This window comes from Halalkalicoccus sp. CGA53, assembly GCF_036429475.1.
Lineage (GTDB): Archaea > Halobacteriota > Halobacteria > Halobacteriales > Halalkalicoccaceae > Natronorarus > Natronorarus salvus.
Map to the genome: position 1 here is coordinate 2,383,560 of NZ_CP144125.1, position 25,867 is coordinate 2,409,426.

Here is a 25,867-nt window from a genome sequence, read left to right on the forward strand (position 1 = left end):
TTCGACCGAAGGGCTCAGTCGTCGAGCCCCGATGACGCGACCGCGACGCCGACGATCCCGGTCCCGACGAACAGCGAGGAGAACGCGAGCACCCAGAACGTATTCGACTCCGGGATGACGACGTGCGCGCTGAGGCCGACGAGCGGGACTTGAACGCCTACGAGGACGAGCATCGTATCGTCCATGCGAACGAGTTTCGGGGACTATTCATACCCTTTCTGGGACTCCAAACCGGGGAGCCGGGTTCGAACGACTCACCCCGAGACCGAGACGACGATCGCACCGGCCACGACGACGCTCGCGGCGACCGCCAGATCCCAGGTGACCCGTTCGAGTCCACGCGGGAGGAAGGTATAGGAGAGGACGAGCACCGCGAGCGGTGAGACCTGGATGATCGGGACGACGACGACCACCGGGGCGATCTCGAGCGCGAGGAAGTACGCCCCGAGGGCGAGCGTGCTGGCGACGCCGGCGGCGACGTACCACCGGAGGCTGGGACCGAGTAGGTCGGAGTCGGGCAACGACCGGGTGAGCGCGAGCGCGAGGAGAAATCCTACGGAAGCGGCCGTGACCTTGATCGCGAAGCCGGCGAGCACGGGCGTCCCGTCGGCGAGTCCCCAGGAGATGAACACCGGTTCGATCGCGAAGAAGACCGCCGCGCCGAGCGGGACCGCGAGCGAGAGGCCGACCTCTCGGAGCGGGACCTCCGCTTCCTCGCTCGCCGTCTCCCAGGAGATGTAGGCGACGCCCGCGACGATCAGGACGATACCGAGGGCGTGGACGAGGGTTAGCGCCTCTCCCAGGAAGGCGACGGCGAGGACGGTCGAGAAGAGCGCGGTCGAGGCGACGACCGGTGCCGATCGACTGGCTCCGATCGTCTCGACCGCCCGGAACTGACAGAGCCGGCCGAACAGCGAGCCGGCCAGACCGGCACCGACGAACGCGCCGACGGCTTCGAGGCTCGTCACCTCCGCGGGCGAGGAGAACACCACCGCGAGGGGGACGACGATGAGGACGTTACAGATCAGCGCGACCGTCACGGCGTCGAGCGTGGAGCCGTCGGTCGTCGCGAGCCTGACGAAGACGTACTGGGCGGCCCAGGCGAGCGCCGCGACGAGCGCGAGTCCGGCACCGAGGAGGGCGTCGACCATCGCTCAGAACGAGAGCGGGCTGGTGATGAGCGCGGCGTTGACGAACAGGAGCACGCCGACGGCCGACGCCGCGAGGAAGAAGGGCCGCGCTCGCGCGGCGGGCTCTCTGACCTTTCGCTCGGCCAGCCCGCGGGCGAGCCTGGCCGACCCGACCTCGACGAGCGCCGCGAGGACGAACCAGAGCGCGACCATCGCGAGGACGAGGTGGCCGCGGGTCGAACCGAACAGGGTTTCGGTCGTGTAGCCCGTCCCCGCGAGGTGGCCGCCGGTGACGAGTAGGACGAGTACGCTCGCCCGGGAGACGGTCTTCAGCCGGGAGACGACCGATTCGAGGGGGGCGGCGTTGAACTCACCTCTCCGAGCGAACGGGAGGACGCCGAGGGTGACGAAGAACACGCTGCCGACCCAGAGGGCGGCGAACAGCAGGTGGAGCGCGTTCATCGCGGTGTGGATCGCCATACCCGCACGTTCGACGGCGCCGTATCAGCCCTTGCGGTTTCGCTCCGATCGTTCGGCCCCCCCGTCAGCGTCGCTCACCCGGGAGTCGACCGAGGCGAGCAGGATCAGGTAGAAGACGAGCGCGCCGACCGCGAGCGCGTAGAACGCGGTCTCCGGATAGCTCCGTCTCGCGAACAGCCAGGCGAGCAGCGCGGTCCAGGCGAGCACGACGAGGCCGTTTCTCGCGAGCGCCGCGGGCGAGCGCTCGATCCGAACCTCGCGAGGGTCGAACCGCGAGCGTTCGATCCGGTCGGGAGGGTCGGCCATGTCGCTCCTCCGCGTCGACGGGTGCTAAACTCGACGGGTTTCGACCGATCAGCGGGTCGCGCTGGCACCCGTCGGCTGCGGCTCCGCCTCGTCCGTTCCCCGGCGGTTGACGACGAGGAGCGCGACCAGCAACACGAGTCCGAGTGCGCGCAGACCGAGGTCGAACATCGGCTGGTCGAGGATCAGCCAGACGCCGGCCCACCGGCCGATCCCCTGCGCCGAGAGCAGGAAGAGCGCGGGCGCCATCATCGCCACCGAGGAGATCCCGAACAGCACGCGCTGGGGCGTGCTCACCTCGTCCTGGTAGTAGCCGATGATCGCGACGCCCATCGCGTAGACGCCGACGAACATCCCGACGATCGGGATGGCGACCTCCGGAACGAAAAAGCCGACGTCGGCGACGTCGGCGGCGGTGATGATCCGGTAGCCCTCCTCGTCGGGACGGAGCAGCAGGATCCCTGGCGAGAAGACGAACGCGAACGGGACGAGGATCTTGTTCAGCGAGAGCATGAACGCGATGATCGCGGTGGCGAACTCGTCGGCCTTCGCGACGCCCGCGGCGGCGAACGCGGCGACCGCGACCGGCGGGGTGACGTCGGCCATCAGCCCGAAGTAGAGGATGAACAGGTGCGCCGCCAGGATGGCGATGCCGAACTCGGCGATCGGCCCGCCGAGCATCGCGACGAGGATGATGTACATGACGGTGGTCGGCATCCCCATCCCGAGGATCACCGCCGAGATCCCGGTGAGCAGCAACAGGACGATGAACGAGCCCCCGCTCACCGCCTCGATCAGGGCCGCGAGGTTCGGACCCAGCCCGCTGACGGCGATCACGCCCGGGATGACGCCCGCCGCGGCGACGGCGATCACGACGGTGGTCGCGGTTCGCGCCCCCGAGTCCATCGATCGGAGGACGAACGTGAGGAAGGTCCCGGGTTTGGTGGTGGCGAACGACCGTCCCGTGAGCTCGTTCGCGCGGTCTGCGGTCTCGCCGACGGAGGGATCGAGTTCGAGCAGCGGCGCGTCGCCCCGGGGACGGGCGGCGACGAACAGCAGGCTCACGATCAACACCACCACGTCGAGCGTTCCCAACGAGGCTCGGATCCCCTCCGCGAACGAGAGCGTCTCGCCGGCGGCCCCCGAGACGACGCCCGCGAGGCTCACACCCGCGGTGGCGAACGCCGCGGTGTTCGCGAGGAAGACGGCGAGGATGGCGCCGATGAGCGGCACTCTCGTCCGCTCCTCGTAGGCGGCGATGAACGCGATCAGCGCGACGACGGCGACGATGGTGAGCCAGCCGGCGCGGCCGACCGAGAGCCGGGCGATCACGAGGTAGTAGAGCAACAGGAGGACGGGAACGAGGTAGAACCAGCCCACCGTCAGGTAGCCCGGTATCGACCCGAGTTCGCTCCGGTCGATCCCGCCGATCTCCTGTCGTCCAGCTTCGAGGTGGACCATCACCCACATCCCGACGAAGAAGGCGATCGCGGGGAGCGTCGCCGCGATGATCACCTCGCGGAACGGGGTGCCGGTGTACTCGACGATCAGGAACGCCGCCGCGCCCATCACGGGCGGGAGGATCTGGCCGCCGGAGGAGGTCGAGGACTCGACCGCACCCGAGAACTCCGGCGAGTAGCCAGAGCGCTTCATCAGCGGGATGGTGAACGCGCCGGTGGTGACGGTGTTCGCCACCGACGAGCCCGAGAGCATCCCCATGAACCCCGAGGAGACGACGCTCGCCTTCGCGGGGCCGCCACGGCGGGTGCCGGTCAGCGAGTAGGCGAGGTCGATGAACCACTTGCCCGCGCCGCTCATCTCGAGGAACGCCCCGAAGAGGATGAAGATGTAGATGAAGCGGACCGAGACCGTCACCGGGATGCCGAAGACGCCCTGGTCGGTGTACCAGAGCGCGCTGATGATGCTCGCCCAGGTGAGGTTTGGGATCGCGAGCGAGCCGATCACGGCGATATCGGTCGGGAGCAGGTAGCCGAAGCGGGCGTAGGCGACGAACAGCCCGACGAGGATCATCAGAAAGAGGCTCAGCACCCGTCGGGTCGCCTCCATCACGAGCAGGATCCCCACCGCGCCGAGGAGGAAGGCGTAGGAGACCTGATCGAGCGGGATCCCGACGGCGACCAGGATCGAGACCGGCAGCTCGAGCAGCGGGTAGACCTCGTCGATCGACCGGCCGGCGGCGAGCCCCCGTGCGCGCATCGCCCGGATCTCGTCGAACTCCCGGATCATGTAGAGCGGGATCAGCAGCGAGAGCCCGATCATGCCGACGTCGACGGGCGTGATCCGGTCGCGTCCGGGGTCGAGGGCGGCCCAACGGACGCCGCCCTGTATTCGGGTGAGCCCGGCCGCGAGCGGGCTCCCGGCACCGACGCGCTCGCGCGCGGCGGGGACGATCCGGGCACCGCGGCGCGAGAGCGGTCCCTCGCCGGTCGTCGAGGGAAAGAGCAGAAAGGAGAGCACCAGCGCGAACGTGACGTGGATGGCGTTCACCTGGAGCTGCTGGAGACTGGTGATCGTGTACTGGATGTCGGTGAGCGGCACCGCGAGGTAGAAGGTGTAGCTCCTTGCGGCGATCCACATCTGGAACGCCGAGAAGGTGATGCCGATCAGCGCGACCAGCAGGACGACCGGCCCCGTGAGCGTACGCCGTTTCTCGACCTCCTGGAGCAGCCGTTCCTGTTCCTCTTCGGTCAGTACGTCCTCGGGGTCGGCGCTCGCTGCGATGTCCGGCGTGTCGGTGTGATCAGACGACATGGGTGGCTTGGAGAGGGAGGGCTCCGAGGCGGGGTTCGACCGAGATCCGGACGCTCTCACCGTCGGCGAGTTCGACCAGGTCGACGGTCTCCTCGCCGACGGTCAGGGTGTGGCCCGCGATCGGTCCCGGCGAGAGGTGGACGGCCTCGTGGCTTCCCTCGGGGTAGGTGACGTAGCGGCCGTCGTCGGCGCGTTCGACGGCGGCGTCCGATGGCAGGCCTGCGCCGTAGGAGTCGAAGAGCATCCGCGTCGGCGAGAGCGTGGTCCCCGAGACCGCGTACTCCTCCGTCACGAGGGTCTTCTCGACGCTGTGGGTGTACTCGACGGTTACGAGCGTCCCGTCCGAGACGGGTGTGGAGTAGAGGACCGTCCCCTCCCCATCGGTGATCGTGAGCACGTTTCCGGCCCCGACCGCGCCGGCGGTCGCCACACAGACGACGAGCGCGACGGCTACGACGGAAAGCGAGCCGACGTGATCGGGGAGAGGTGCCACGGCTGTGCGGGCCCTAGCTGAAGTAGGCTTCCGCACCGGGGTGGAGTTCGACCGACATCCCGTCCTGTGCGGTGTCGACGTCGATGAAGTCGGCCTTGATCGAGAAGTCGTCGACGTTGTCGAAGATCGCCGCCGTGACCTCCTCGACGATCCCCTCGTCCAAATCCTCCCGGGTCGCGATCATCGCCTGGACCGAGACCGTGTCGACGTCGTCGTCGACGCCGTCGTAGGTGCCGCCGGGGATCGTGTCCTCGGCGAACCACTCGGCACCGTCGAGGATCTCCTCGCGCGTCTCCGCGTCGATGTTCAGGATCGCGATGTCGACGGTCTGGGAGAGGTCCTCGACCGCGCCGACCGGCCAGCCGCCGACGATGAACGCCGCGTCGACGTCGCCGTCCCTGAGCTGGTCGGCTGCGGTGCCGAAGCCGGTGTTCTGTTCCGAGAAGTCGTCGGTGGTGAGCCCGACCGTCTCGAGGATCTGCAGGGCGTTGACCTGCGTCCCGCTGCCGAGGTCGCCGGTGTTCACGGGTCGGCCCTCCAAGTCCTCCAGGCTCTCGACCTCCGCCTCTGGGCGGGTGATGATGTGGATCGTCTCGGGGTAGAGCGTCGCGACCCCGCGGATCGACTCGATCGGGTCGCCCTCGAACTCCTCGAGACCCGTGCCGTTGAACGCGAAGTAGGCGACGTCGTTCTGGATCAGCGCGAAGTCCGCCGAGCCGTCGTCGAGGCTGCCGACGTTCTCGACCGAGGCCCCCGTCGCCTGCACCTGCAGGACGTGTGGGGTGTGCTCCTCGACGATGCTCTTCATCTCGCCCGAGAGCGGGTAGTAGGTACCTTCGGTGCCGCCCGCGTGCCAGGCGAGGCGCTCGCCACCCTCCTCGGGTTCGGCGTCGTCGTCGAGGTCTTCCCCGTCGTCGTCGGGTTCGGCGTCGTCGTCGGGCTCCTCGCCGTCGTCGTCCGGGTCCGCCGCGTCCTCGTCGTCGTCGTCCTCCGGCTCCTCGCCGACACAGCCGGCGAGCGTGAGCGCGCCGACCCCCCCGATCGTTCCGAGGAGTGCTCGACGGGTGCGCGGCTGCGTGTGGTACGTTCGTCGCATGACGCTGACAAACACGCTTCGGGGTCATATATGGGTATCGGAAACCTGTCACAGGTCCCGTGAGGTCTCTCTCGGCCGCTCGGACCTCCAGTGGCCCCGTTTTCCGCCCGGCCGCTGGGTTTAGGTCGGCGGGGCGATAACAGCGCTCGATGAGCGACGACCCCGCGTTCGACGCGCCGACCCGTCCGGAGCGCGTGCTCGACGACGGAGGCGTCGAGTACGCCGGGAGGGTAGTCTACACGCTCTCGCCGGAGGACGGCCCCGTCGAGCGGTGGGTCGAGGACGTGCTCGACGCCGAGCGGTACACCGCCGGGGACTGGTTCGACCTCCCGCTCCCGGTCTACCTCGTCTGCGACCACGAGGTCGGAAGCCTCTTCCGGGTCGTCGTCGCCGCCGATTCCGTGCAGCTCCAGCTGCTCCCCGACACCGACGAGCGGGCGCTCTCGGCGTTCTTCGACCGGCTCCGCTCGGAGAGCGACGTTGAGTGGACCGTCTGCTGTGAGACGGACTAGAGCCGCTTCAGCCCTAAACTGCAAGGTTAATGCCACCCGCCCCACCCGGGAATCCGACGGATTCTGGTACATCAGCGAGATGCGGAACTCGCCACCCTCGTGAGGGTCGAAGCGATGTGCGTGGTCGCTTATCCTTCCGGTGCGAGTCACGATGGACATCCGGATCGAGAAAGGCTCGATACTTCGCTTCGCGGGGCGCTTGGGCGACTCTCGTGACTTCCGTGCTCGCACCCTCGGTTGACGATTCCGTCGTCATCAGACGCCCTCTCAAAACGACGTACCGTGCGTCTCGATCGCCTCGCGGGGTGTTTCGAGCGCGCTTGGATCGATCTCGTGTAGCTCCTCGACGTCCCTCTCGGGGAGGTCGGCTAGCTGGTCGAGCGTCGTGATGCTCGCACCGTCGAGCGCGTGGCCTGCAGAGGCGCCGAGTTCCTCGTCTGGATGGATGTTCCTTCCGAACTATCGGTCATATGCCTCCTCTAGGTCCGCTATGTCGAGCTTCTCCATCTTCAACATCGCCTCCATGACTCGAGCTGCTTTTTCGGCATCCTCGTCTTGGAGGAGTTCGGGGAGGAGTGTCGGGACGATCTGCCAGGACATGCCGTACCTGTCTTCGAGCCAGCCGCACTGTCCCTCCTCACCGCCGTCGGCAGTGAGTGCCTCCCAGAAGTAGTCGACCTCTTTCTGGTTCGCACAGCCGACGATGAACGAGATCGATTCGTTGATGTCGAAGCCGTGTTCTCGAGCGCTGTCCATCGCGGCGAACCGCTGACCGCAGAGCGTGAAGTCGGCGAACATGACCGTACCTTCCCCGTCAGGATGCTGGTCCGGACCGTAGCGGGCGATAGCACCGACCTCTGCGTCATCGAATATCGACGTATAGAAGCTGATCGCTTCTTCGGCCTGGCCACACCTATCGCCGACGAACATCAACGATGGGACGATTTTCCGCTTCGGGACGTCGTCAGCGTAGATCAGCTGCCACGACACGCCGAACTCGTCGGTGGTCCAGCCGTATCGGTCGCTGAACGGATACGAACCGAGGGGCATCAGCTGCTCACCCCCAGGCGACAGATGCGCCCACAGGTCGTCCACCGCGTCTCGGGTGGGGCAGTTGACGATAAACGATATCGCGGGAGTGAACGGAAATTGGGGTCCACCGTTGAGCGCGACGAACGCCTGACCTTCCAGCCCGAATTCTACCGTCAAGACGCTTCCTTCCGGCTGGCCGGAGGCGTTCGCTGACGCTTCGTCGTAGCGACTGATGGTTCCAATCTTCGCGTCGTCGAATAGACTCGTGTACCGAGTCACCGCGTCTTCTGCGTTTCCGTCGAACCAGAGGTTCGGGGTGATCTTCTGCATCGCACTTCCCCCGTCGCCGATCGGCGATCGGATCGGGTTCTCTTGCATTCCTGTTTCGGCGTTTACGTCGGTGGTAGTCATCGTCGTGTCTTTCGTTGTGAGTCCCCTCCAATCTTCAGTTGCTCCACCTACCGATCTACCTCGCTCGCGACCCGCTCTGCCGGAGGGTTGCTCCACTAGAAGGAAGGGTTCTGGAGAGGGTATATACGAGCCAAGCAGGGCGAAAGTGAACGATCTTCCCGGTCAGTTCGGATTTTCGCGGTGGGGTCTGATGGGATGGCTGCTTCTCGTTCGGAGAGATCGATACCGAACACGCTCACGACAGTCCCTATCGAACTCCGTCAGCTACACCCAACAGATCACGCTTAAAACGGCACTAGAGCCCTCGACGAGGGTCGTCCGAACTCCCGAGGAGGATCCGGTAGAGGAGGTAGCCCAGCAACAGCGCGAACAGCAGCAGTCCCATCGTCTCGGCGAAGCGGTAGGTGGCGTACAGCAGGCGCGTGACCCAGCGCATGGCGACGAACCCGCCGAAGATCAGGACGGCGAACGCGAGCCCACCGAGCGCCGCACCGGCTCTGTCCATGACGAGGGTGGACCCTCCGGCTACCTATATCACTCGCCGTCGGGTTCGATCGGTCGGAGCCTGGTGACCGAGAGCATCGCGAGCGCGAACAGCAGACAGAGGAGCGCGAGCGCCGCGAGCCCGAAGGGGAGCGAGAGCAGCATCGACGTCCGGTCACCGATCACGAGCCGTGTCGTCCCGCGGACGACGAACGTCGCGAGGATCAGCCCGAACGCGAGCAGGCCGAGGCGGACGTACGTCGACTGGCGCATACGTCCCCTTCCCCCTCCCCCGGCGAGTGGCTTTCGGTCGGCTTTTGCCCACTCGCCCCGACGTGACCCCGTGCGACCGACGAGCGAGGGCCGCTTCCGCGTGCTGGAGGACCCACACGGCGAGGGACTGATCCTCGTGGACGTGGAGACGATAGAAGCGACGACGGTCGAACCCACCGAGCGGACCGGAGGGGTTCGTCCCGGATACCTGATCGACGGGACCGTCACCTGGGACGATGGCCGAGCGGAGCTGATCGAGGCGAGCGTGCGCGAGCGGAGCCTGATCGAGTTCGTCGACGGTGCGGAGCCGCTGTTCGCGCTCGCACGCGAGCTCTGTGTGGAGACCCGGCGGGCGGGCGAGGCGGTCGGCTCTCGGACCACCTACAGCACGGACGGGGTGGCGAACGGTGCGCTCTACGCCTTCGCCGACGGTGGCGCGCGTGAGGTCTTCGACGAGTTCGCCACGGGGACGCTCCCGATCGAGCCGCTGTTCGAACGGCTCGGCGAGCACGCCGACCCTCCACACGAAGCCTTCGTCATCCGGTCGCCCGAGGTCGAGTTCGTGCTGGTCTACCTCGTCGCCCGGAGGGGATCGACGCTCGCGGAGACCGTGAGAGAGACCTACGGTCGTCCGCGACCGACCGAACCCGAGAGCGGCGACGGACCGTAACGGTTTGGAGGGTCGGCCGTTCACTGCGCGTATGCTCGACGTAGGCGAGGAGGCCCCGGCGTTCGCACTCGAGGACCAGCACGGCGAGACGGTGAGCTCCGAGGAGTTCGACGGCCCCGTCGTCGTCTACTTCTACCCCAGAGCCGACACCCCCGGCTGTACGACCGAGGCCTGTGGCTTCCGGGACCGGTACGAGGAGTTCGACGAGCGGGGGATCGCGGTGCTCGGGATCAGCGACGACCCCGTCTCCGACCTCGCGTCGTTCGCCGAGAGCTACGACCTGCCGTTCCGACTGCTCAGCGATCCCGACGGCGAGGTCGCGAGCGCCTACGACTCCTACGGCGAGAAGGAGATGTTCGGGAACGTCTTCGACGGCACGTTCAGGAACACGTACGTGATCGACGACGGGACGGTCGTCGCCGCCTACGAGGGCGTCTCCCCGGAGGGTCACGCCGAGGAGATCCTCGCCGACCTCGACGCCGGGAGGTCCGAAGACCGACCGTGATCGGGAGGGGTCGACACGGGCCCTTCCCGAATACATAGAGTATATAGATAATATCGTATGTCGTACTCCTCGCGGTAGATACGGATCGACCACGCCTCCGATCCCCCGTCCAACACGACCTCGGCCTACTGCGTCCGTTTCGGTGCAGGCGTAACGCATAGGTACATAGCAGTATATACTCTACATAGTAATGCTGGACGAGCTGCTCGCATCGGTCAGTCCGACGGTGATCCAGCTCCTGCTGGCGACGGCGCTGGGCACCTTCCTCGGGCTGGAACGCGAGTGGTCGGGGAAGGCCGCGGGCATCCGGACGTTCGCGCTGATCACACTCGCGGGCGCCGTGTTCACCATCCTCGGTCACGAGCCCCTCCTCGTCGTCGGCGGGCTGCTCGTCGTCGCCCAGGGGGTGTTCATGGGGGTTCGTGGGCTGTTCGAGGAGGACCACGGTCTCTCGCTCACGACGAGCGTCAGCCTCCTCGTCGCCTACGGCGTCGGCATCCTCGTCGCCTCGGGCTACGAGCTCGAGGGCGTCGTCGTCGCGCTGCTCTCCTCGCTGTTGCTCGTGTTAAAGCGCGAGCTCCACGGCTTCGCGCGCGAGCTCTCGCACGAGGAGGTCAGGAGCGCGAGCGAGCTCGCCATCCTCGCGTTCGTCGTCTACCCACTGCTCCCGACGGAGCCGCTCGGGCCGTGGAACGCGATCGACCCTCGCACCGTCTGGCTGCTCGTCATCGCGATGAGCGCTATCGGGTTCGCCAACTACGTGCTGATCCAGACCTACGGCGCGGAGGGGATCGGCCTCAGTGGCTTCCTCGGCGGGCTGGTGAACTCGACGGCGGTCGTCGGCGAACTCGCCTCCCGGACCGGCGAGGACGGGTTCGACCGCCTCGCCGTCGGCGGAATCCTGCTCGCCATCTCGGCGATGTCGTTCCGTAACGCCGTGATCGTCGTGCTCTTTCTCCCCGAACTCGCGCTGCTCGTCGGCCTCCCGCTGGTCCTGATGACGCTCGCGGGGGTCGCGATCTCCCTGCGGGTCGGGGACTGGTCCGGCGGGTTCGATGCGGAGTTCGACTCGCCGTTCAGCCTCAAATCCGCGCTGAAGTTCGGCACGCTCTTCCTCGTCGTGCTCGTCGCCTCGGCGGCCGCCCAGGCCACCGTCGGCGAGGCCGGTTTCGTGCTCACGAGCGCGCTCGGCGGGCTCGTCTCGTCGGGATCGGTCGCGACCACCGCGGTCGTCCTCGTGGGTAACGGCCAGCTCGCACCGACGACCGCCGCGATCGGCGTCGTCGTCGCCACAGCTGTGAGCGTCGCCACGAAGGTCGCCCTCGCCGCTTCGATGCGCCGATCGATCGTCAGACCCGTCGGGATGGCGAGTGCAGCGCTGATCGCGGTCGGCGCGCTCGCGACCGCCGCGGTAGTCGTGCTCGCCTAACCGAACGGCCGGTCCGCGATCACTCCGTCGACGCCCGCGACGCGCAGCCGTCTGAACTCCCGCTCGGTCGTCGCCGTCCACGCCTCGACGCGCAGGCCGGCCCCGTGTGCGCGTTCGACGAGGTCGGTCGCGAGCGGGAGCCCGAGACGGGGGTGGATCGCCTCGCAGCCGAGCCGGTCGGCGAGTCCGATCGCTCGCCGCACGTCCTCGCGGGCGTAGAGCCAGTTCGGGTGGCCGGGGACGACCGGTTCGAGCAGCTGCACCGGGAGCGATCCGGGGACGACCAGCGCGCGGCGAATCTCCCCATCGACCGATCGGGCCTCCGAGAGTGCGCCAGGGTCGGCGGCCGAGACCAGCGGGTCGTGACCGTTCCGGGTCGCGAGGTCGACGACGTCGTCGAGCAGACCGGGCTCTTTCAGCTCGGGGATCACCTCGACGTCGGGCGAGAGCGCCTCGAACACCTCCTCGAGTCGTGGGACGTGCTCGCCCGAATCGAGCACCGAGAGCTCCCCGAGTTCGTCGTAGGGCGTCTCCGCGAGGGGTTTCCGGACGCCGGTGAGCCGCGAGAGGTTCCGGTCGTGGAAGGCGACGAGCTCGCCCGACCCACACCGCCTGACGTCGATCTCGATCGCGTCGGCGAGCCGAGCGGTGGCGCGGACGGCGGCGAGGGTGTTCTCGGGGTGTTCGCCCGCGAAGCCACGGTGAGCGATCAGCCGCACCGTCAGAGGAGGTCCCACCGGTCGGTGATGAGACCGTCGACGCCGGCGGCCGCGAGCGTCCGCGCCTCCGAGAGCGTCGAGACGCTCCAAGCGTTCACCTCGAGGTCGTGGTCGGCAGCTCGCTCCACGAGGCCGTTCTCCAGACAGAGGTCGAACTCGGGGTGGACCATGACGGCGTCGAGCTCGACCGCGAGGTCGGTGTTCTCCTCGGGTCGTTCCGAGAAGACCGGCGCGAGGCCGACCTCGTCGTCGTGCCCTCTGAGCTCCCAGAGCGCCTCGGGGACGAACGACGAGACCAGGACCTCGTTCTCGATCCCCTCGATCGTCCGGAGGAGCTCCCGCGCCATCCCGGCCCGCTTGAGCTCGAGGTTGAGACCGACGCCGTCGGGGACGGAACCGAGGAGCTCGGAGAGCGTCGGGATCCGCTCGCCCGAGTCGAGGATCTCGAACTCGCTCATCTCCTCGTAGTCGGTGACGTCGACGCGCCGGTCGACGCCGGTGAGCCGCGAGAGGTTTTGGTCGTGGAAGGCGACGAGCTCGCCCGACCCGCACCGTCTGACGTCGACCTCGATCATGTCGACGTGGGGCGAGCAGGCCCGGACCGCACCGACCGTGTTCTCGGGGTACTGATCCGCACAGCCACGGTGGGCGACGATCCGCATTCACCTCGACTCACGGACCCGGAGCCTAAGCCGCTTTCGTCTCGGCGGTACGGACGGCACGGGTCGACACGCGAGCGCTCCCGAGAGCTCCGGGCTCCGGTGGAAGCGAGCGATCGTATCGGATCGAGTCGGCCACGGCGGCCGCTCAGTCGCCCGGCGTCTCCCTGTACCCCCGGCTTACCGACTTCCACTTCCCGGTCCCGAACCGGTAGTAGTTGAGCAGGGCGGGGACGACGGTCTCGGCGACCATCGCGACGTAGAGCGCGGCGACGCCGAGACCGAGGCCGAGTGTCCCCGCGTACGCGACCGGGAGCGCGACGAGGTACATCCCCACGACCGTCGCGAGGAAGGGGAAGCGGGTGTCGCCCGCGCCGCGGAGCGCCCCGGTGACCGATCCGTCGAGGCCGAGACCGAGGACGCTCACCGCGCCGACGGCGACGAAGACCATCGCGAGCGAGAGCGTCTCCGGGTCGTCCGTGAAGACCCCCGCGATCGGGTTCGCGAGCGCAATCACACAGACCGCGAGCAGTACGTAACACGAGAGCGAGAAGCGGAGGATCTCCCGTCCGTAGGCCTCCGCCTCCGCCTCGTCCTCGCGACCGAGGGTCTGCCCGACGAGCGTGCTCGCAGCGATCGAGAAGCCCCAGCTCAGGCTGTCGATCAGCCCCCGCACCCGCCGTCCGATCTCGAGCGCCGCGACGACCGACGTGCCGAACGTGCCCGCGATGGCGAGCAGCGGGAAGATCAGCGCCGTCTCGGCCGCGCGTCGGCCCATCAGGGGGAGCGAGATCGAGAGGAGCTGTCTCGTGAGCGGACCCTCCACGTGCGGCCGGGAGCGGGTGACCGGGACCGGGAGCGGTGGTCGGTCGATCACCGGATACCGGTTCCCGACGATCCCCCACGCGAAGGCGACGGTCACGGCCGCGAGCGAGATGCCGGTCCCGAGCGCCGCGCCGACGACGCCCATCTCGAGGCCGAAGATGAAGATCGCGTTGAGCGTGATGTTGAGGAGACCGCCCGCGACGCGGACGATCATCGGGGTGTACGTGTCGCCGATCGCCGCGTAGGTGCGCGAGACGATCATGTTGAGGAACTCGAAGACCGCCGCGGGGGCGAGGACCGCGAGGTAGGCGGTGCCGTAGCCGATCGCCGCCGGGTCCGAGGAGAGCAGCCCGATCAGCGACGCCGCGCCGACAACGTAGGCGGCCGAGAGCGGGATCGAGATGGCCACCGACAGCACCAGGCTCGCCTTCACCGCCAGCTCCGCGCGGTCGAACCGTTCGGCGCCGTAGTGCTGGCTGACGAGCGCGATCGTCCCGCCGGCGAGCCCGATCGCGAGGAACGTGACGATCCCCCAGAAGGCATAGGCGAACGCGAGGCCGGCGATCGCGGGCGGTCCGAGGACGAGACCGACCATCGCCACGTCCGCGGTCTGCTTGCTCATCAGCGCGACGCCGGTCAGCACCCGTGGCCACGCGAGCGAGAGCGTCGGGCGGAGCCGGTGCTCCGCGATCACGCCCGCGCGATCGAGCGAGCGCGCGAGCGATCCACCGGCCCGGACGAGAACGCCGCGCACGGCTCACGGTTCGGCCTCTCCGCCTTTCGCGTTCCGGTTCACTCCACCGAGAGCGAGACGAGGTCGAGCTCCGCGAGCAGCCGCTCCCTGGCGCCGGCGAGCACCTCGCTCGTGGGGACGTCCCAGGCGAGCGCGACCGGTCGGGCGATCCGTAGTGCCCGAGTCCGGTGAAGACGGTAGCGCTTTCCGGCGTGGCGTTCGGCGAGGTCGTCCCACCGCTTGCGGATCGTCTCGGTCACCTCCGAGACCGCGCTGTCGAGCGGGTCGACGCTCGGGTCGAGCCAGGCGTGGCCCTCGCAGTACGGCGACCCCCTCGCGGGGGAGCGTCGGCAGGTCGAGAGCAGGCACATCGGGGACTCGGTTCGGACGGGGTGCCCGACGGTTAACTGTCTTCTCGCTCGTCGAACGAGACCGTCGAGAGCACGCGCCGGGAGAACTCGACCTCGGTCAACTCCTCCGCCTCAAGCGACCGGAGCCACTCCGCCTCCATCCCCCAGCGCCCCCTGAACTCCCCGTCCGTGTCGTAGACTGCAACGTGGAGACCGGTCGGCTCCCAGCCCTCCTCGATCGCGTCGCGGAACGTGTTGATCACCCGGCCCATCTGCTGGCGGGGGATACCCTCGCCCGGCGCGACCGTCTCGTACTCGATCCGGAGCTCCCCTCCCCGCTCCTCGACCGACTGGAAGTAGACGCCCTGGCTCATCAGCCGGTAGCCGACCTGCTCGATCACCTCGTCCTCGTCGGCGAACATACCCCTCGTAGGGACGCTGGGATTAAAGGCCTCGCTCCGAAAAGCGCTCGAGCCCCAGCGAGAGCATGTCCGGGCTCACCGGCTGGAACTCCTCGCGTTCGCCCTCCGGGAGGTAGCCCCGGACGCTGTCCCACGAGTCGCGGGCGTAGCGCTCGTCGAGGAACACCCGGACGCCGACCTCCTCTTCGCCTCTGATCACCCGTCCGACCGCCTGTCGTGCCTTCCGCACCGCGGGAACGGTGAGCGCGTACTCGAAGCCGTTGCCGAAGACGCGGTCGTAGGCAGCCCGCACCGCACGGGTTCTGGGGCTCGCCGTGTTCACGATCGGCACCCCGCAGACCGCGGCCGCAGAGAGCCGATCACCCCGGTAGTCGACGCCCTCGGTGAGCGTTCCTCGGAGACTCGTGACGAGCACCTTCCCCTCCCCCGCGAAGAACTCTCGTTTGAGTCCCTCGGTTGTGTCGTCGCCCGAGGACTCGTCGAGGAGGACGGTCTTCTCGACCCGTGCACCGAGCGCTCCGGCGGCCCACTCCGCCTCGGCGTAGTTCGGCATTCCTATCAGTGTATTGCCGGGGAGTGAACAGACCTCCGAGAGCAGGTCGGCGTAGTGCCGCCGGACGTCGTTCGCCTCCCCGACCGGCCCCCGGTTCCCGTAGGTGAACTTCGGGGCGGCCACCGCGAAGCTCTCTCGGTTCTCCTCGGGGAAGGCGAGCGGGTAGACACGCTCCTCGACCGGTCGGCCGCCCTCGCGCAGGTCGTCGAGACCCGTCACCCGCCGGAAGACCGAGAACGGTTCGAGCGTCGCGCTCATCAGGATGCCGCCGCCGAACTCTGCGAGGCGCTCGGCGATCGCGTCGCCGGGGACACAGTTGTGCAGCGCGAGGCGTGCCGAGTAGGGCCGTCGCCAGGAGTCAGCCGGTTCGAGTTCGTTCCAGGTCCGATCGAGTTCGATCTCCCGGAAGTAGCGCTCGTGGTCGGCACGGTACCACTCGCCGAGCACCCGACCGACGAGCGGTGCCGCCCGCGTCCGCTCCTCGTCGTCGGCCTCGTTCAGCACCCGTTCGACGACCGCACCGACCGCGTGCGAGCGTACCCAGACGCCCCCGCCGTAGCCCTCGCGCTCGGCCCACTCGCTGATCCCGTCCGGTTCGGGCACCTCCGGCTCGCGCAACGGGATCTCCTCGTCGGGGAGTGAGGTGGGGTCGGAGCGCCAGGCCGGGTGCTCGTGGTCGAGGTGTTCTCGCACTCTGCGGTCGATCTCACCGCGCAGGTCGCGAACGAACCCGCGGGTCCGTTCGAGTTCGGCGAGCGTGACCTCCCCCTCCGCGAGCTCGGCTCTCACGAGTTCGGCGTCAGTCGTCTCGCTTCCCTCATCGTCGAACTTGAGCGGCTGGATCACCCGCGTGAGCTCGCTCTCGGCGTCCCTGAGCGTCGTGTCGCCCACCCCGTCGCTGACCAGCTCTCGAACCCGCGGTTCGAGCATGTGCGCCTCGTCGCAGACGAGGAAGGTCGACTCGTCGAGCAGCCCCCCGGTGAACGCCGCGAGCGTCGTCGGGTCGAAGGCGTGGTAGTAGTTGCCGACGACGACCTCGACCTCCGAGAGCAGCGCACCCATCATCGAGTGCGGGCAGGTGCCGTGTGAGACCGAGAGCCCGACGAGCTCGTCCGGGTCGATCATTCCCACCTCGGTGAGATCGAACGGCACCGCCTCGACCCGCTCGCCGTCGTCGGGAAGCGCGTCGAGGTACTCGGCGTAGAACGGACAGAAAGCGACGTCGTCGTACTCCGGCAGGTGCGTCGGGTAGGGTGCGGGCTCGCCCGCCGTCTCCAGGTAGTCCACGCCCCCGCTCGCTCCCGAGTCCGCGAGCCCCACCTGCTGGCTTCGCGCCTCCGTGGCGAGCGTCGCGGCCGTCGTCGGCCCGCCGTTTCCCGAGAGGTCGCGGGTCCGGTCCCGGAGCGTCTCGCAGCGGTCGTAGACGTTTTTCCTACTGATCCCGGCCTCGCGCTCGCGGCTGTACGGACAGACGTCGGCCTTCCCGACGAGCGTGAGTCCAGAAACGGGCGTCCAGTCCTCGGGGAGCCCCGCGTTGATCGTCCGGACGTCCTCCTCGAACTGTCTGAGCTGCTGTTTCACGCTCGTCAGCACGAGCACCCGCTCGTACTCCGTACCGGGATCCCGGACGAGCGAGAGCCCCGCGGTGAGCGCGAGCATCGTCTTGCCCGTCCCGCAGGCGCCCTCGATCACCGTGTATCCGTGTTCCTGCCCCACCCCGATCGCCGTCTCGATCCCCTCCGTCTGGCTGTCGTAGGGCTCGTCGTGTCCGAAGATCTCCCGCCAGGTCACACTCACTCCTCCCGGGTCGCGCTGCATAGGGCTGTCGTGTCTGGATCGCTCTCCGATAAGAACCCCTGGTCCCGAGCGCGCCTACCGGAGCCGCACCGCGGTGCCGTAGGCGAGGATCTCCGATCCTCCTTCGGCGATCTGTGAGGTCTCGTAGCGGATATTCACTACCGCGTCCGCGCCCATCTCATCGGCCTCCGCCGCCATTCTCGAGAGCGCCTCGGTTCGTGCCTCGCTCAACAGGTCGGTGTACGCCTTCAGCTCCCCACCGGTGATGTTCCTGATCCCCTGTGTGAAGTCGCGAAAGGCGTTCTTCGCTCGCACCGTGTTGCCCGTCACCGGGCCCAAACTCTCGGTGATCTCTCGTCCCGGAACGCTTTCGGTCGTCGTCAGCTCCATACTGACGGTTCTAGACACCTGATACAAATCGCCTTCGGCCGGGCGCGAGTGGTTTGTCGATCGCGGTCGATAGTGGTGTATGGAGCTCCTCTGGACCGCGGACGGCCGGCGACTGCTCGTCTCCAGGACCGTCGACGCCCCGGCGGAGGTCGCCTGGAAACTGCTGGTCGACACCCACCGGTGGCCCGAGTGGGGACCCTCGGTGACGGACGTGGAGTGTTCTCGTCGATTCATCCGGGAGGGGTCGACCGGTCGTGTTCAGGTCGCCGGGACCATCTGGGTCCCCTTCGAGATCACCTCCTGTCGGGACCTGCGCTGGACCTGGCGCGTCGCGCAGATCCCTGCGACCGGCCACCGCGTCGAGCCGTACAACGGGAGCTGTCGCGTGGGGTTCGAACTGCCGCTGTGGGGCGTGGGGTACGTGCCCGTGTGTGAGCGGGCGCTGGATCGGATCGAGGAGATGGTGGGGTGAAATTCGACCCCGGACACCGGCTTTTCCGAACTCCGAGGGATCGACCTCGGTTCGTACGAACTGCTGTCCCTGTGTAGCCCTCGGGTCGAGAGGTGGGTACCAGGCTGAACGGTGGACGTTCAGCAGTCCGTATCAGATCCCGGCGCCGGTCGGTGCGTCGGGCAGTTCGTGGGGGTCGACCTCGAGGCCGAGTTCCTCCAGTGCGGCCTCGACGTGCTCGTCGTCGACGTAGCGTGCACCGGCCTCGACGCGCGTCTTCTGGGCGAGCGCGAGCACCTCGCCGCGGCGGTCGTCGGGAATGTCGTACTTGTCGGTCGCAAGTTCGATCACGAGACCGTTGTGATCGCTGGTGTACAGCGAGTGAAACGCCCCGCGGTCGAACTCGTTGTAGCGGTAGCCCGCCTCGTCCAGGCGCTCTTTCGTGGAGATGAACTCCTCAGGGGGGATCGAGAACGCGAGGTGGTGGACCGCACCGACGCCCGGACGCTGTGGCCCCTGGTGGGAGGGCCTGTCCTCGGTGACGAAAAAGGTCAACATCCGGCCGTCGCCGGTGTCGAAGAAGAGGTGGGTCACCTCCGGCTGGTCGAGGTTCGGCTGTCGCAGCACGAGCGGCATGCCGAGGACGTCCCGGTAGTACTCGATCGTGTCCTCGACGTTGCTGCCGATCAGCGTGATGTGGTCGGTGCCGGTTACTCGGATGACGCTCTCGGGCAGCTCCGCGGTGACTGGGATGTCGTCTGTCATGTGGATTGGGTTCGTGATCGTGGGGTCGGTTCGCTCGCGAACTCACGCGAGGAGTGCGTACGGCCAGGAGAGGCTCGCCAGGAGCATAAACGCCAGCGCACCGGCGAGCAACCCCACGTTCTTCAGGAACGCGGTCATCTCAGACTGCCGCTGCTCTTCGGGTGCCGCCCAAAAGTCGTGCATCGTGGGCGTCGCGACGAGCAGGAACAGGACGATCGCGCCCGCACCGAGCAGCGGGAGGACGCCCAGGGCGATCGCCAGCCCGCCGAAGAGCAGCATTCCGCCCGAGAGCACGACCGCGAGCCTCGGTGCCGGAAGCCCCTTCGCCTCGGCGTAGCCGGCCATCGACTCCCCGTCGAGGAAGTGATTCAGTCCTGTGAACGCGAGCACGCCGCCGAAGGCGACCCGCGCGACGAGGAGCAACCCTCCCTCGATCCCGCTCAGCATCTCGCTCCCCGGTTCGCCGTCCGCAGTTTCAGTATCATCACGTTACCTGGTACGCAACGGAACCTATATATCGCTTCCATAACAAAGGCGTCAGCAGGTAACACCGATGTCATCGCACGCGGAGGAGGAAGGCGAGTTCTGTCCGGTGATCGACTCCGTCGAGCAGATCGGCTCGCAGTGGCGACTGATCGTGCTCCACGACCTCCAGGACGGCGAGAAGCGGTTCAACGAGCTCAAACGGTCGACCGGCGCGAGTTCGCGCACGCTCTCGCGCGTGCTGGAGGACCTCCAGGAGACGGGCTTCGTCGAGCGTCGCGTCGAGACCGACTCGCCGATCGCGACCTACTACGAGCTCACCGAGAAGGGCTTCTCGCTCTGTCCGGTCTTCGACGAGATCGTCGCCTGGGCCGACGAGTGGCTCTGATACGGACTGCCCTCCGTCCGTACCGGTGGGACCGGTACCCGTCGTTCGGTCCCAGCGGTAAAGAAGTCACAGCAGTCCGTTTGAGCGGCCGATCGTGAGCCTGATCGTCGGCGTCGACGGCGCGCCGGGCGGCTGGCTTGTGGTCGGAATCCGGGGCGGTGAGTGGGTGTGCCGGCTCTTCGAGTCGTTCGAGGCGCTCTGGAGCGAGTACGGGGCTGCGGAGCTGATACTCGTCGACGTCCCGATCGGGCTGCCCGAGGACGCCCCACGGGACTGCGATCGGGCCGCGAGGGACCGCCTCGGCGCTCGTGGGTCCTCGGTCTTCCCCGTGCCGACGCGGGCGGCGCTCGCCTGCGAGGATCGCGAGGCCGCCAGCGTCGTGAACGAGCGGCTGGTCGGAAACCGGATCTCGATCCAGAGCTGGGCGCTCGCGCCGCGCATTCGCGAGGTCGATCGGCTGCTCCGTTCGGAGCCACGCGCACGGGGGACGGTCGCCGAGGCCCACCCGGAGCTCTGTTTCGCGGGGCTGAACGGGGGTGAACCCATGGCGCACTCGAAACAGGACCCGGGCGGTCTCGACGAACGGCTCGCGGTGCTCTCCTCACGGTTCGAGGGGAGCGAGGCGATCTACGACCACGTGCTCGACCGCTTTCTGAGGAAGGAGGTGAGCAGGGACGACGCGCTCGACGCCCTCGCCCTGGCCGTCTCGGGAGCCACGGGCGACCTCGCGTCGGTCCCCGAAATCCCGCCGACCGACGCCCACGGCCTGCCGATGCGGATCGTCTACCCCGATCCGTGAGGATCACCACCGTCGATCCGACCTGCGAGGGTGCTCCATCGGCGGAGAGGCACGAAGGAAACGCCGACCCTCCTCTGAGAAACGATAGAACCTGGCAAGAAGACCACTTCCCGTTCGGGGAACGGTTCAGTACTCGTCCGGGTAGGCCTCGGCGAGCAGCTCCGAGCCCGCAAACCGCTCTCTGATCGGCGCGAGAACCTCGGCGAGGCAGTCTCCAGTCGCGCCCTTGAGATCCGCGGGGTGGAGCTCGCCGGAGACGAAGTCGGCTTCGAGCGCGTCGTATCGCTCGTAGCTGAGCTCCCCGCCGTACTCCTCCGGGCGCTCGACGACGAACGGCTCGCCTCGCTCTTCCAGGATCGGAAAGAGCAGGTACGAGAGGTACTCCAGCACGCCGTTGTCCTCCACCTCGCCCGCCGGACAGTACGCCCCGTCGATCTTCTCTCTCACCACCGCGGGATCGTCGGTGAGCGACAGTCTCGAGGACTCGTCGCTCGCGCTCATCTTCCCGCCGGAGAGCCCCGAGAGCAGCGGCGCGAAGACGCAGACCGGTTTCCCGTGGCCGTGATCGGGCAGGACCTCGCGGGCGAGCATGTAGATCCCGCGCTGGTCGATGCCACCGTAGGCGATGTCGGCGTCGAGGGCGGCGACGTCCAGACTCTGCATCAGCGTGTAGACGAGCCCGCCGAGCGCCGGGCTGTCGGACTGACGGACGACCTCGCTGCCCGCGCGCTGGGCACGCGAGAGCGTCGTGTCGGCCATCATGCGGTAGAGCGAGAGCGTGTACTCCTCGCTCAGCTCGAACTCCGTCCCTCTCACGAACTCGATCTGGGTGGGATCGGCACCCGCGACCTCGACCATCGCCTCGATCGCCTCGCGGTAGTAGGCAGATCGAGCGTCGAGCAGCTCGAACGGGCTCTTCTCGTCGTCGAGGTGGGCGTGGAGGTCCGCTATCAGTACCGTGACGTCGAGACCGGCCTCCAGGAAGTCCGCGAGCTTCCTGATCGTCGTGAAGTGGCCGATGTGCATCTCACCGGTCGGGGCGTAGCCGATGTAGACGCTCGGGTCGGGCCGTCCGAGGAGCTCCCTGAGCTCGTCGTCGGTGACGACCTCCTCCGTGTTCCGGCCCACGAGACGGGCGCGCTCGTCGGTGTCCATGTGCCCGCGGAGTCCTGCCGCGGGGTTAAGTGGTTCCATCCGCCGTGTTCGGGTGCCCGAATCCGTTGCGCTAAGTAGCCCGGGCGGGCGTGGATACGGTAGAGAATGTCGCTCGACGCGAACGACCGGTCGATCGCCGGCTTCACCATGGCCGGTCACTCGCTGGTCCACTGGTTCGAGATGTCGATCCCGATCTTCCTCGTCGTCTGGCTCTCGGAGTTCGACGTGAGCGTCGCGCTCCTGGGCATCGTCGTCGCCCTCGGCTACGCCCCGTTCGGCCTCGGCGCGCTCCCCGGCGGGATACTCGCCGACCGCTACGGGACGAAACGCCTGATCGTTCTCTGTTTGGCCGGTATGAGCGCCTCCTTCCTCCTGCTCGCGCTCGCGACGGGGATCGCGACCGTCGCGATCGGCCTCGTCTGCTGGGGGATCGCCGCGAGCGTCTACCACCCCGCGGGGCTCTCGCTGATCAGCACGGGCGTCGAGGAGCGCGGCACGGTCTTCGCCTGGCACGGTATCGCCGGCAACGTCGGCATCGCGCTCGGGCCGTTCGTCGCCGCCACCCTGCTGGTCCTCTTCCCGTGGCAGGTCGTCGCCGCCTCGCTCGCGATCCCCGGCCTCCTCGCCGCCGCCTACGGCCTCTCCGCGGACTTCGACCCGACCGCCGCCACGAGCCCCGAGGAGGCTGCCGGCCCGGACGAGGCGCTCTCGCTGTCGGACCTGGTCTCGAACTCCCGGGCGCTGTTCGCGGGTGCGTTCGCCGTCGTCTTCCTCATCGTCACGTTCGAGGGGCTCTTCTACAGGGGGATCCTCACCTACCTCCCCGAGATCCTGCTCGACGTGCCCGCGATGGACGACCTCTCGATCGATGCCGGCTTCGAGGGGATCGAACCCTCCGACTACGTCTACGTCGACCTCCTCGTCGTCGGGATGGCCGGTCAGTACGTCGGTGGACGGGCCACCGACCGGGTCGCCGTCGAACGCGGACTGGCGGTCGTCTTCACGGTCCTCGCCACGCTCGCGGTCCTCTTCGTCCCCGTGAGCGGCATGGGGCTGCTCCCGCTGGTGGCGCTCTGTGCGCTCGTCGGCTTCTTCCTCTTCGCGATCCAGCCGTTCTACCAGGAGGCCGTCGCGGTCCACACCCCCGCCGACACCCGCGGACTCTCCTACGGCTTCACGTACCTCGGGGAGTTCGGCCTCGGCGCGGGTTCGATCGCTATCGGCGGCTTCCTCCTCGACGGTCCCGGTCTCGCCACCTTCTTCCTCGTCCTCGCCGGGTTCGCGCTGACCGGCGCCGCGCTCTCCGTGGGGCTGCTCGCGCTGCTCGACCGGTTCGACGCCCGCGCCGAGCGGGTCGGCACTGGCTCCGACGACTAGCGAGAGATTTTCCCTCGCGATCCCAGCTATCGGTATGTACACCGGAAAGACCGAACAGCCGTGCTGTCTCTGTGGCGACCCGGAGACCGAAACGAGAGTCGACCTCCCGCCCCGTGCGATCCCGCTGATGAAACACGGCGAGGTGGTCGCCCTGCGCGACGTCGTCGGCGAGGTGTCGATCCACTTCTGCCAGTCCGACTGGGCGCTCGTCCGCGACCTGGTCCTCGAGATGGACCAGAACCCGCTCTCGCGTGTAACGTCGCCCGCACGTCGTTCGACCTCAGAGAGGACTTAGAGGCGCTGCTCGACGACGTGCGGGAGGAACCCGACCACTCGCCGCTGGAAGCGCGGATGAGCGCGAAGAGCGAGCGAGCGCTCGACTCCGGAACCGATCTGGAACGTGTCGAGGCGAGGCTCGTTCGCTTCGCGCTCGAGGGGATCTCGCCCGGCGTTTCCGAGTGACCGGTACGCCGCGTGTCAGTTTTGCCGGCTAACTTATACCGACGCGGACTAGAGCCGAGACAACGATGGAAGGTTCCACCTCCGACTGTCGCGAGCCGGTCGTCCTCGTGGTGGACGACGAGCCACAGCTCGCGGACCTCTTTTCCACCTGGCTCTCCGATCGATGGGAGGTAGTGACGGCCTACAGCGGCGACGAGGCGCTCTCGGCGATCGACGAGGCCGTCGCGGTCGTCTTACTCGACCGGCGGATGCCGGGGCTCTCCGGCGACGACGTCCTGGAGGCGATCAGGGATCGGAACCTCGACTGCCGGGTGGTCATGGTCACCGCGGTCGACCCCGACTTCGACATCATCGAGATGGGCTTCGACGACTACCTCGTGAAGCCGGTCGACAGCGACGAACTGCTCGAGACCGTCGAGGGCGTCCACAAGCGTAGCGAGTACACCCGGGCGATGCAGGAGTACTACAGCCTCGCCTCGAAGCGCGCGGTCTTAGAGACCGAGAAGTCACCGAGCGAACTCGAGGACAACGAGGAGTTCGAGGAGCTAGAAGAGCGCCTCGCCGAACTGAGAGAGAGCGTCGACGAGGCCATCTCGGACCTGGAGAGCCACGAGGAGTTCGCCACGGCCTTCCGTGACCTCTCGCGCGAGTAACGAACTCCGTGGGAGTCATACGGACGGTCGAAGCCCCGTACCGGCGACCGCCAGTACGGGCCGACGATCACCGGTACCCAGTTACAGCCGTCCGTATCAGGCCTGTCTGTAGATCAGGTTCCGCTGGACCTCGTTCGCGCCCTCGTAGATCACGGGGATGCGGGCGTCGCGGAACACCCGGGCGATCCGCCGGTCGGTGAAGATCGACCGGCCGCCGTGGAACTGCATCGCCTGCTCGGAACACTCCACTGCGACCTCGGTCGACTTCGTCTTCGCCATCGCCGCCCAGAACCCGGGGTTGATCCCGTCCCTCACGTGCTTCGCCGCACGGTAGTTGAGCGCGCGGGCGGCCTCGAACTCGAGGCGCATGTCCGCCAGTCCGTGTTGTACCGCCTGAAACTCGTTGATTCCCCGCCCGAACGCCTCCCGGTCGTGGACGAACGCCCACGCCTCCTCGATGGCCGCCGCAGCGAGCCCGAGACCGTGGCCGCCGACGACGATCCGGCCGTGGTTGAAGAAGTCGACGAGCTGGAGGAAGCCGCCGTTCTCGTAGCCGACGAGGTTCTCCTCCGGCACTCTCGCGCCGTCGAACGTGATGTGGGCCTGTTTCGATGCGCGCATCGCCATCTTCTCCGGGATGTGCTCGGCCTCGTAGCCGTCGATGTCCGTCGGGACGATCAGCAACGAGTGGTTCGAGTAGCGGTCGCTGTTCTCGCCCGTCCGGACGAAGACGGTGAGCCAGTCGGCCTCGACGCCGTTGCCGATCCAGAACTTCTCGCCGTCGATGACGTACTCTCCGTCGTCCTTCGCGGCGGTCGTCGAGACGCTCGTCAGGTCGCTTCCCGCGTCGGGTTCCGAGACCGCGAGCCCCGTGATCTCCTCGCCGTTGGCGACGGGAGTCAGGTACTCCTCTCGTTGCTCCTCGGTGCCGTACTCCTCGACGATCTCCGCGCCGAAACTGGCGAGCTGGAGCGTGAGCGCGATCCCAGCGTCGGCCCGGAAGAACTCCTCTGCGATCGCGAGGATCTCCACCACGTCGAGGTCCCGACCGCCGTAGGTCTCGCCGATGTCCTGTGCGACCAGCCCCGCGTCCTGGCCGGCTTCGAGGATCTCCCACGGGTATTCTCCAGATCCGAAGTACTCCTCGGCGTTCGGCTCGATCCACTCCTCGGCGAACGCACGCGCCTCTGCCTTTACCTCGCGGGCGTACTCCGGGATGATCTCCTCGTCGAGTAGCTCCATAGCGAGCGATAGGACGCCGGGATCATATAGTTCTCCAAACCGAAAACAACTCCCG

General features: G+C 67.7%; 30 protein-coding genes and 1 pseudogene. 10 read left to right on the forward strand and 21 right to left on the reverse strand.

What is annotated here, in order from left to right; genetic code table 11:
- Window positions 1–14 precede the first annotated feature (14 nt).
- From V2L32_RS13975 to V2L32_RS14005, 7 genes are all read right to left on the reverse strand, one after another.
- Window positions 15–185 carry a hypothetical protein gene (locus V2L32_RS13975; RefSeq protein WP_331233072.1) on the reverse strand — a complete coding sequence of 57 codons (171 nt, stop codon included), beginning with the start codon at window positions 183–185 and terminating at the stop codon, window positions 15–17.
- A gap of 69 nt (window positions 186–254) precedes the next feature.
- Entirely contained in the window at window positions 255–1,151 is an 897-nt protein-coding gene (locus tag V2L32_RS13980; RefSeq protein ID WP_331233073.1) for an EamA family transporter, read from the reverse strand.
- Window positions 1,152–1,154: 3 nt separating this feature from the next.
- Complete coding sequence (locus V2L32_RS13985) at window positions 1,155–1,610, reverse strand: CopD family protein (RefSeq protein WP_331233074.1); 456 nt, start codon at window positions 1,608–1,610, stop codon at window positions 1,155–1,157.
- Between the two features lie 24 nt (window positions 1,611–1,634).
- Window positions 1,635–1,916 carry a hypothetical protein gene (locus V2L32_RS13990; RefSeq protein ID WP_331233075.1) on the reverse strand — a complete coding sequence of 94 codons (282 nt, stop codon included), beginning with the start codon at window positions 1,914–1,916 and terminating at the stop codon, window positions 1,635–1,637.
- A 48-nt stretch (window positions 1,917–1,964) separates the two neighbouring features.
- Window positions 1,965–4,685 (reverse strand): TRAP transporter permease, encoded by a 2,721-nt coding sequence (locus V2L32_RS13995; protein WP_331233076.1) that lies wholly within the window; start codon window positions 4,683–4,685, stop codon window positions 1,965–1,967.
- The gene (locus tag V2L32_RS14000; protein ID WP_331233077.1) at window positions 4,675–5,178 is read right to left on the reverse strand and encodes a DUF1850 domain-containing protein; all 504 of its coding nucleotides are present in this window, start codon (window positions 5,176–5,178) and stop codon (window positions 4,675–4,677) included. Before V2L32_RS14000 ends, V2L32_RS13995 begins: the two co-directional genes overlap by 11 nt.
- Window positions 5,179–5,191: 13 nt before the next feature.
- Window positions 5,192–6,274, reverse strand: coding sequence for a TAXI family TRAP transporter solute-binding subunit (locus tag V2L32_RS14005; RefSeq protein ID WP_331233078.1), 1,083 nt, complete (start codon window positions 6,272–6,274; stop codon window positions 5,192–5,194).
- A gap of 149 nt (window positions 6,275–6,423) precedes the next feature.
- On the opposite strand from V2L32_RS14005, the gene V2L32_RS14010 reads away from it, so the two are divergent.
- The gene (locus tag V2L32_RS14010; protein WP_331233079.1) at window positions 6,424–6,786 is read left to right on the forward strand and encodes a hypothetical protein; all 363 of its coding nucleotides are present in this window, start codon (window positions 6,424–6,426) and stop codon (window positions 6,784–6,786) included.
- Between the two features lie 459 nt (window positions 6,787–7,245).
- Here the strand turns inward: V2L32_RS14010 and V2L32_RS14015 are convergent, their stop codons facing one another.
- The 3 genes from V2L32_RS14015 to V2L32_RS14025 form a co-directional block, all read right to left on the reverse strand.
- On the reverse strand, window positions 7,246–8,229 hold the full coding sequence (locus tag V2L32_RS14015) for a VOC family protein (protein ID WP_331233080.1): 984 nt from the start codon (window positions 8,227–8,229) through the stop codon (window positions 7,246–7,248).
- A gap of 295 nt (window positions 8,230–8,524) precedes the next feature.
- Window positions 8,525–8,734 carry a hypothetical protein gene (locus V2L32_RS14020; RefSeq protein ID WP_331233081.1) on the reverse strand — a complete coding sequence of 70 codons (210 nt, stop codon included), beginning with the start codon at window positions 8,732–8,734 and terminating at the stop codon, window positions 8,525–8,527.
- A 29-nt stretch (window positions 8,735–8,763) separates the two neighbouring features.
- Window positions 8,764–8,985, reverse strand: a complete 222-nt coding sequence (locus V2L32_RS14025) for a hypothetical protein (protein WP_331233082.1) — start codon at window positions 8,983–8,985, stop codon at window positions 8,764–8,766.
- A 70-nt stretch (window positions 8,986–9,055) separates the two neighbouring features.
- Here V2L32_RS14025 and V2L32_RS14030 point away from each other — a divergent pair, with 70 nt between their 5' ends.
- From V2L32_RS14030 to V2L32_RS14040, 3 genes are all read left to right on the forward strand, one after another.
- On the forward strand, window positions 9,056–9,655 hold the full coding sequence (locus V2L32_RS14030) for a DUF6663 family protein (RefSeq protein WP_331233083.1): 600 nt from the start codon (window positions 9,056–9,058) through the stop codon (window positions 9,653–9,655).
- 31 nt (window positions 9,656–9,686) lie between these two features.
- Window positions 9,687–10,160 (forward strand): peroxiredoxin, encoded by a 474-nt coding sequence (locus V2L32_RS14035; protein ID WP_331233084.1) that lies wholly within the window; start codon window positions 9,687–9,689, stop codon window positions 10,158–10,160.
- Window positions 10,161–10,350: 190 nt separating this feature from the next.
- Window positions 10,351–11,589 carry an MgtC/SapB family protein gene (locus V2L32_RS14040; RefSeq protein ID WP_331233085.1) on the forward strand — a complete coding sequence of 413 codons (1,239 nt, stop codon included), beginning with the start codon at window positions 10,351–10,353 and terminating at the stop codon, window positions 11,587–11,589.
- Here the strand turns inward: V2L32_RS14040 and V2L32_RS14045 are convergent.
- The 7 genes from V2L32_RS14045 to V2L32_RS14075 all read right to left on the reverse strand — a co-directional run bounded on the left by V2L32_RS14045 (window position 11,586) and on the right by V2L32_RS14075 (window position 18,037).
- The gene (locus tag V2L32_RS14045; protein WP_331233086.1) at window positions 11,586–12,308 is read right to left on the reverse strand and encodes a glycerophosphodiester phosphodiesterase; all 723 of its coding nucleotides are present in this window, start codon (window positions 12,306–12,308) and stop codon (window positions 11,586–11,588) included. The genes V2L32_RS14040 and V2L32_RS14045 overlap by 4 nt on opposite strands.
- Window positions 12,309–12,310: 2 nt before the next feature.
- Window positions 12,311–12,970, reverse strand: coding sequence for a glycerophosphodiester phosphodiesterase (locus tag V2L32_RS14050; protein ID WP_331233087.1), 660 nt, complete (start codon window positions 12,968–12,970; stop codon window positions 12,311–12,313).
- Between the two features lie 145 nt (window positions 12,971–13,115).
- The gene (locus V2L32_RS14055; protein WP_331233088.1) at window positions 13,116–14,546 is read right to left on the reverse strand and encodes an MATE family efflux transporter; all 1,431 of its coding nucleotides are present in this window, start codon (window positions 14,544–14,546) and stop codon (window positions 13,116–13,118) included.
- 38 nt (window positions 14,547–14,584) lie between these two features.
- A complete protein-coding gene (locus V2L32_RS14060) occupies window positions 14,585–14,896 on the reverse strand; it encodes a hypothetical protein (RefSeq protein WP_331233089.1) in 312 nt (103 codons plus the stop codon).
- Window positions 14,897–14,928: 32 nt separating this feature from the next.
- Window positions 14,929–15,297, reverse strand: a complete 369-nt coding sequence (locus tag V2L32_RS14065; RefSeq protein ID WP_331233090.1) for a hypothetical protein — start codon at window positions 15,295–15,297, stop codon at window positions 14,929–14,931.
- 22 nt (window positions 15,298–15,319) lie between these two features.
- Window positions 15,320–17,668, reverse strand: coding sequence for an ATP-dependent DNA helicase (locus V2L32_RS14070; RefSeq protein WP_409348374.1), 2,349 nt, complete (start codon window positions 17,666–17,668; stop codon window positions 15,320–15,322).
- Window positions 17,669–17,722: 54 nt separating this feature from the next.
- Window positions 17,723–18,037, reverse strand: a complete 315-nt coding sequence (locus V2L32_RS14075) for a YbjQ family protein (protein ID WP_331233092.1) — start codon at window positions 18,035–18,037, stop codon at window positions 17,723–17,725.
- 79 nt (window positions 18,038–18,116) lie between these two features.
- Here V2L32_RS14075 and V2L32_RS14080 point away from each other — a divergent pair, with 79 nt between their 5' ends.
- Complete coding sequence (locus tag V2L32_RS14080; RefSeq protein WP_331233093.1) at window positions 18,117–18,509, forward strand: SRPBCC family protein; 393 nt, start codon at window positions 18,117–18,119, stop codon at window positions 18,507–18,509.
- A gap of 132 nt (window positions 18,510–18,641) precedes the next feature.
- On the opposite strand, the gene V2L32_RS14085 is transcribed toward V2L32_RS14080, so the two are convergent.
- Window positions 18,642–19,253 (reverse strand): VOC family protein, encoded by a 612-nt coding sequence (locus V2L32_RS14085; RefSeq protein ID WP_331233095.1) that lies wholly within the window; start codon window positions 19,251–19,253, stop codon window positions 18,642–18,644.
- Between the two features lie 42 nt (window positions 19,254–19,295).
- Window positions 19,296–19,700 (reverse strand): DoxX family protein, encoded by a 405-nt coding sequence (locus V2L32_RS14090; protein WP_331233096.1) that lies wholly within the window; start codon window positions 19,698–19,700, stop codon window positions 19,296–19,298.
- A 106-nt stretch (window positions 19,701–19,806) separates the two neighbouring features.
- Between V2L32_RS14090 and V2L32_RS14095 the strand changes: the two genes are divergently transcribed.
- Together V2L32_RS14095 and V2L32_RS14100 are read left to right on the forward strand one after the other, a co-directional pair.
- Window positions 19,807–20,124, forward strand: coding sequence for a winged helix-turn-helix transcriptional regulator (locus V2L32_RS14095; protein WP_331233097.1), 318 nt, complete (start codon window positions 19,807–19,809; stop codon window positions 20,122–20,124).
- Window positions 20,125–20,218: 94 nt separating this feature from the next.
- Window positions 20,219–20,923: a DUF429 domain-containing protein gene (locus V2L32_RS14100; protein WP_331233098.1), complete on the forward strand. Its 705-nt coding sequence runs from the start codon at window positions 20,219–20,221 to the stop codon at window positions 20,921–20,923.
- A 126-nt stretch (window positions 20,924–21,049) separates the two neighbouring features.
- On the opposite strand, the gene V2L32_RS14105 is transcribed toward V2L32_RS14100, so the two are convergent.
- On the reverse strand, window positions 21,050–22,078 hold the full coding sequence (locus V2L32_RS14105; RefSeq protein WP_331233099.1) for a tyrosine--tRNA ligase: 1,029 nt from the start codon (window positions 22,076–22,078) through the stop codon (window positions 21,050–21,052).
- Between the two features lie 105 nt (window positions 22,079–22,183).
- Here V2L32_RS14105 and V2L32_RS14110 point away from each other — a divergent pair, with 105 nt between their 5' ends.
- The 3 genes and pseudogenes from V2L32_RS14110 to V2L32_RS14120 all read left to right on the forward strand — a co-directional run bounded on the left by V2L32_RS14110 (window position 22,184) and on the right by V2L32_RS14120 (window position 24,570).
- Complete coding sequence (locus V2L32_RS14110) at window positions 22,184–23,455, forward strand: MFS transporter (protein WP_331233100.1); 1,272 nt, start codon at window positions 22,184–22,186, stop codon at window positions 23,453–23,455.
- 34 nt (window positions 23,456–23,489) lie between these two features.
- Window positions 23,490–23,917 (forward strand): annotated as a pseudogene (locus tag V2L32_RS14115) (hypothetical protein).
- Window positions 23,918–23,982: 65 nt separating this feature from the next.
- The gene (locus V2L32_RS14120) at window positions 23,983–24,570 is read left to right on the forward strand and encodes a HalX domain-containing protein (protein WP_331233101.1); all 588 of its coding nucleotides are present in this window, start codon (window positions 23,983–23,985) and stop codon (window positions 24,568–24,570) included.
- Window positions 24,571–24,666: 96 nt separating this feature from the next.
- Here the strand turns inward: V2L32_RS14120 and V2L32_RS14125 are convergent, their stop codons facing one another.
- Window positions 24,667–25,812, reverse strand: a complete 1,146-nt coding sequence (locus V2L32_RS14125; protein ID WP_331233102.1) for an acyl-CoA dehydrogenase family protein — start codon at window positions 25,810–25,812, stop codon at window positions 24,667–24,669.
- Window positions 25,813–25,867 lie beyond the last annotated feature (55 nt).